Origin of the sequence: Moorena sp. SIO3H5 (assembly GCF_010692395.1) — a bacterium.
GTDB lineage: Bacteria > Cyanobacteriota > Cyanobacteriia > Cyanobacteriales > Coleofasciculaceae > Moorena.
On the sequence record NZ_JAAHHS010000443.1, the window covers coordinates 1 to 6,089 of the forward strand.

The 6,089-nt window shown below is 40.9% G+C and carries 2 protein-coding genes; both read right to left on the reverse strand.

What is annotated here, in order from left to right; all coding sequences use genetic code 11:
* On the reverse strand, window positions 1–3,511 hold a 3,511-nt coding region (locus F6K52_RS30740; RefSeq protein WP_293087877.1), incomplete at its 3' end, for a condensation domain-containing protein.
* A partial coding sequence (locus tag F6K52_RS30745; protein WP_293087880.1) for an amino acid adenylation domain-containing protein occupies window positions 3,511–6,089 on the reverse strand: 2,579 nt, incomplete at its 5' end. The genes F6K52_RS30745 and F6K52_RS30740, both read right to left, overlap by 1 nt.

Sequence of the window (6,089 nt, forward strand, 5' to 3'; positions counted from 1 at the left end):
GTCCTAACAAAGCCCAAGTATTTTGCAGTTTGGTCAGACTACTATGGGATTGGTCATAACTAGGGGGTATTGATACTGGTACTGGTACAAATCCTCCTAACACACAACCCCAAAATGCACTGATAAAATCTTGATTTGATTCTAACTGAAAGATGACTTTATCAGTAGGTTTCAAACCTAATTGCCTTAACCCTCCTAATAGTCTTTGAGCTTCTACCCACAACTCTCTATAGGTTTGAGTAATTACTTCTCCATCTGAGTGAATATATATCAGACTTGTATCCCCGTGCTCTTGAGCTACTCGTTCTAATGCTTGTGCTAAATTAGTTGGTGCATTTCCAGGCCACTTGATTGGTTCTCCTTCACTGATGGCTTGCTTTCGGGATGTTGATTGGGTTTGTAATTCTGTTGTGGGAACTGACTTTTCTACTACGGGAGTTGCACCATGATTGGGCAGTTTTATTTGTTCTGATGGCAGCAAGTCTGATATATGCAATGGTGGCAATTTTAGTGTTTTCTGTTGCACTACTACTGCTACTTGTTCTATTTCTGGCACTGCTTTGAGTTTTGCTTCCCATTGTTGCACTACGTTATCGTCAATTACTGGGAAACGCCCTAATCCTACTTCGTCTACTTTTCCTTTGTGGGTTAACGGTAAACGAGCCAGGGGAACATAAGCTCCTGGCATCATGTCTGGGGGTAACTGCTGTTGTATTTGGGAGTGTAATTGTTGGGGATTCCAGACTCCGGCAACTACGACATAAGCTACCAGGAATGTTTGATGAGCTAATACATAAGCTTGTTCTACTTGGGGGGCTGATAACAGGGCGGTTTCTATATTTGCTAGTTCTATTCGCTTCCCTTTTCTCCATGTATGCCGTTGTTTAGCTCCGACTATTTCTAGATAACCTTTGTTGTGATAACGACCTATGTCTCCTGTTGGCAATAGTCTTCCTAATTGGGGATGTTCAATAAATTCCAGTGATGTCTGTTGCTGCCGATAACCTCTGGCTAAACTGGAACCGCCTACATAGATTTCTCCTGGTACTCCTTTGGGGACTGGGTTTTGGTTTTGGTCTAGTAAACAAACTGATAACCGACCGGGGTTGCCTATGGGTACCTTTTCTCTGTTTGGTTTTTCTGACCAAAACCAGTGGGTGATTTCTCCTGCTGCTTCTGGAAGACTGTAGAAATTGTGTAATGAAACTGGGTAGCTTTGGATAAATTTGTTGGCTATTTCTGTTGACAGGGTTTCTCCACTGCATAGCAGCGTGCGCCAACTTTTGATAGATGTTACCGAGTTAGTTGTGTTTAACCAGGTGGGCAGTTCTGATGGATACAGGTGAACTATGGTTACTTTGTGCTGGCCGATTAATTTTTGTAATTCTTTTGGCTTGTCATTGGCAGCTATAACTACACTACCACCACTGATTAGAGGTAAACCTATTTCTAGAATAGCTACATCTTGAGTCAGAGAAGTTTTATGGAGTATAATGTCTTGATTAGTTATTTTCAGGATTTCTTGTAGCCATTGTAAACGTTGAGCCACGCTGTGATGTTCTACTAAGGTTTGATTCAGAATGTAGGCGAGGTTGGTGGCTGTTGTTGCTATGTTTGGGTTGTCTGTATTTTGTTTGGCTATTGATTCCCACTCTGTGTCTAGACACAGGATTTGAGCATTGGAGTCAGGAATTTTTGATTTGAGGTATTCTAGGGTTAATATTACTGAAATTGATGGGAAATTCTGTAGATTGTTGGAGTCTAATGGTACATAAGCTCCTCCTACTTTGAGTATAGCTAATAAACCAACGATTCTTTCTAAAGTAGGGTCTATGTATATGCCTATTGGTATTTCTGGGGTTATGCCTAGACTTAATAGATGGTAGGCGAGTTGGTTAGCTTTTTGGTTGAGTTGGGAGTAGGTTAGTTGTTGGTCTTCAAATACTAAGGCTACTGCATCTGGGGATTTGTCAACAACGCTCTCAAATAATTGATGTATACATTTGTCTGCTGGGTAATCTTTTTTACTATTGTTCGATTCATGCAGGAGTTTTTGTTGTTCTGTTGCTGTTATTAGGGGGAGTTGTGATATTTTTTGTTGGGGATTTGCTACTATTGCTTTTAGTAGAGTTTGGAAATGTTCCATCATCCTTGTGATGGTTGCTCTGTCAAATAGGTCTATGTTGTAAACAAAATAGCCTTCTAGACCTGATTTGGCTTCCCACAGATGAACTTCTAAATCCATTCTAGCAGTACTGATACCTTCCTCCCTCTGAGTCACCCTTAATCCTGGGAAATCCCAAGAGTTCATTGATGCTACATTTACCAGGTTAAATACCACCTGCACCAGAGGGTTGTGACTTAAGTTCCTTTCTGGCAAAAGTTCGTCTACTAGCTTTTCAAAGGGTAAATCCTGATGTTTATAGGCTTCTTGAGTTGTTTGTTTGACTTGAGTTAACAAGTCGGTAAAGCTAGAGTCATCTGAAAACTGAGAACGAAGTGCAAGGACGTTGGCAAACATACCAATTAAGGACTCAATTTCGACTCGGTTGCGGTTAGCAATTGCTGAACCTACTACTAGGTCAGACTCTCCACTATAACGATACAGTAAGACAAAAAATCCACTCAACAGAGTCATAAATAATGTTGTACCTGACTCCTGACTTAGTTGGGTGAGTTTCTGTGTCAAGTTCTGATTGAGTTTAAATTTTTCTGCTCCTCCCTGGAAGCTTTGCTGTTCTGGGCGTGGGCGGTCTGTTTGTAGAGGGGATACAGGGGAAACTCCTGCTAGTTTTTCTCTCCAGTAGCTCAGATGTTTTTCTAATACCTCTGCTGTGAGTTTCTGTCGTTGCCAGTGGGCGTAGTCGGCATATTGAATGGGTAGTTCTGGTAATGGAGAGGGGTTTCCTTGACTGTAGGCTTCATATAAGGTAGACAGTTCTGAGGCTAATATTCCTAGTGACCAACCGTCATATATTATGTGGTGCATCGTTAACATTAATATATGAGTTTCTCGGCTGAGTCGTACTAGGGTGACACGCAGCAGGGGGCCTTGGGCTAAATCAAAGGGTTTTTCTGCTTCAGTGCTGGCTAGTTGTTTGAGTTTGTTTGATTGTTCTGATGATGATAATTCTACTGTTGATAGATTTATGTTGGCTACTGGGGAAATTACTTGTATGGGTTTTCCATCTTTGTCGGGGAAACAAGTCCGTAGGTTTTCGTGTCGTCGGATGATTTCGTTGAGGCTTTGATCTAAGACTCTTACGTTTAGCTGACCTTCTAGTTGTAGACTCACCAGTATATTGTACAAGGGATCTTCTGGTAATAGCTGGTGCCAAAACCACATCATTTCTTGACTGTAGGAAAGGGAAATTTCCTGTTCCCTAGAAATCACTGGAATAACTTGACTTTCCTTTGTAGTTGGCAGCAACTGTTGCTGCCGGAGTTTTTCCAATATCTGTTCCCGTTGTTTTGGCGAAAGATTGGCCAGACGTTGTTTGATATCATTCATTATCCATCAACCTCAGCTAACATTTGTTCGAGGAGATTACTGTCTATTTTGTCCAACTGTTGCTCAACTAAAATTTCGGCTAGTTGAGCGATAGTAGGATTTTCAAATAGCTTACTTACAGATAACTCTAGTGATAATGCTTGTCGCACCCGAGAAACAACCTGAGTTGCCATCAAAGAATGTCCCCCCAAATCAAAAAAGTTATCATTTATTCCCACCTTTTCTATTCCCAACACGTCTGCCCAAATCTCTGCTAATACCTTCTGTGTCTCCGTCTCAGGAGCTACATACTCCGTTGACACACTACTGACATTATCCGGCACAGGTAATGCATTACGATCTACCTTACCATTGGGAGTCAGTGGCAGTTGTGGCAACAGTACAAACCTGCTGGGTATCATATATTCTGGCAACTTCTCTTTCAGATACTGTTTCACTTTCTCTATTTGTTCTGTATCTGATATTTCTGGAGTTTCACTTTCTAGGACTAGATAAGCTACTAGACCTTTATTACCAGAGTTATCTTCTCTTGCTAATACTACTGTTTCTTTGACTTTGGGATATTGAGTGAGGGTTGATTCTATTTCTCTTGTTTCGATGCGATATCCTCGCACTTTTACTTGATGGTCTATCCGACCTATAAATTCAATATTACCATCTGGTAAGTAGCGAGCTAAATCTCCTGTTTTATATAATGTTGAGTTATGGTCAAAAGAATTAGAGATAAATTTTTCGGCTGTGAGTTCTGAACGGTTTAGGTAACCTCTAGCTAATCCATCTCCGCCTATGTGTAGTTCTCCTGCTACTCCTATTGGGACTGGTTGTAGGTTGGCGTCTAAAATATAAACCTGAGTGTTGCTAATCGGGCGACCAATGGGAACTGAACTCTGTTGAGTCAATTTTTTTACTTGGTAGCAGCAACTGAAAGTTGTATTTTCCGTTGGACCGTAACCATTAATTAGTTGACAATCTGGGAGATAAGATGCCACTTTCTCTACATGAGATGGCGATAACACATCTCCTCCTGCCAAAAGTTGAGTTACAGGTTTTAATCTTTCTAGTTCTTCGTCTACCATCAACTGGAACAGTGCTGCTGTCAACCATAGAGTTGTCACTTGATTTTTCTCTATGGTTTCTCCTATAGCTTCAACAGAAGGAGTACCAGGAGACATGACCACTAACTGACTACCATTAAGTAAGCTTCCCCAAATCTCAAAGGTTGAAGCGTCAAATGAGAATGGAGCTAGTTGTAAAAACACTTGGGCAGGAGTAAATTCTACATAGTTAGTTTCTTTTACTAAACGCACCACACCCTGGTGTATTATACTTACTCCTTTGGGTTGACCAGTGGAGCCTGAAGTGTACATCACATAGGCCAAATTTTCTGATTTGACCCCAGTCTCTAAATTTTCCTGACTCAGGGAATTGATTATTTCCCCATCTGGCTCTAAACAAACTACCTGAGCTTGATTTTCTGGCAAGGATGCTATTAATGACTGTTGAGTCACTAATACTGAAACTCCTGCATCAGCTAGCATATAAGCTAAACGTTCTGATGGATAATTTGGGTCTAATGGCACATAAGCTCCTCCTGCTTTAAGTATGGCTAATAATCCTACTACTATCTCTACTGAACGTTCTACACATATTCCCACTAGCGTTTCTGGAGCTACTCCCAATTTTTGCAAGTAATGGGCTAGTTGATTGGCTTTCCTATTTAATTGAGAATAGGTAAGCTTTTGTTCTTCAAATACTACTGCTACTGCATCTGGTGTTTTCTCTACTTGTTCCTCAAATAATTGATGGATACATTTGTCTCTAGGGTAATCTGTTTTGGTGTTGTTCCACTCTACTAATAGCTGGTCTAGCTCTACCTCTGTCATTAATGGCAACTGCCCTAATTTCTGTTCTGGATTTGCTACAATTCCTTCTAACAACGTTTGGAAGTGACCTAACATCCGAGTTATAGTGCTAGCTGCAAACAAATCTGTGCAGTATTTTAGCCGTGCTACCAGAGATGAGCCATCTTCTATGATTTCCAAATCTAAATCGAACAGACCCTCTTGATTAGGCATTGTCAGAGGTGTAACCTCAATTCCTCCCCAATTCACTGAACTTTGTCTTTGATTCAGCAAGAATTTTGAATTTTCTGATGATTGCTGGAATTGTAGTAAAGCAAAGGCTACTTGAAAAATTGGAGAACGACTTGGATCGCGCTGAGGTTGTAATCTTTCTACCAATAAAGCAAATGGATAATCTTGATGTTCCAGTGCTTCTAAGACTGTGTGACGGACTTGGGTAAGAAACTCCCGGAAACTCTCATTGCCCGACAAACTTGCCCTCAAGACAACTGGATTAACAAAGTAGCCTACAATTGAGGCAAACTCAGACTGACTTCGACCAGAGGTTACAGAACCAACTAAGATATCCTCCTGACCTGTATAACGATAGAGGAGAATTTGAAAAGCTGCCAGGAGAACCATGTAAAGGGTTACATTTTGGTTTTTAGCTAAGTTTCTAAGTTGTTGGTTAAGTTCTTCAGGTAAATGCCAATACTGGGCACTTCCCCTAAAGGTCT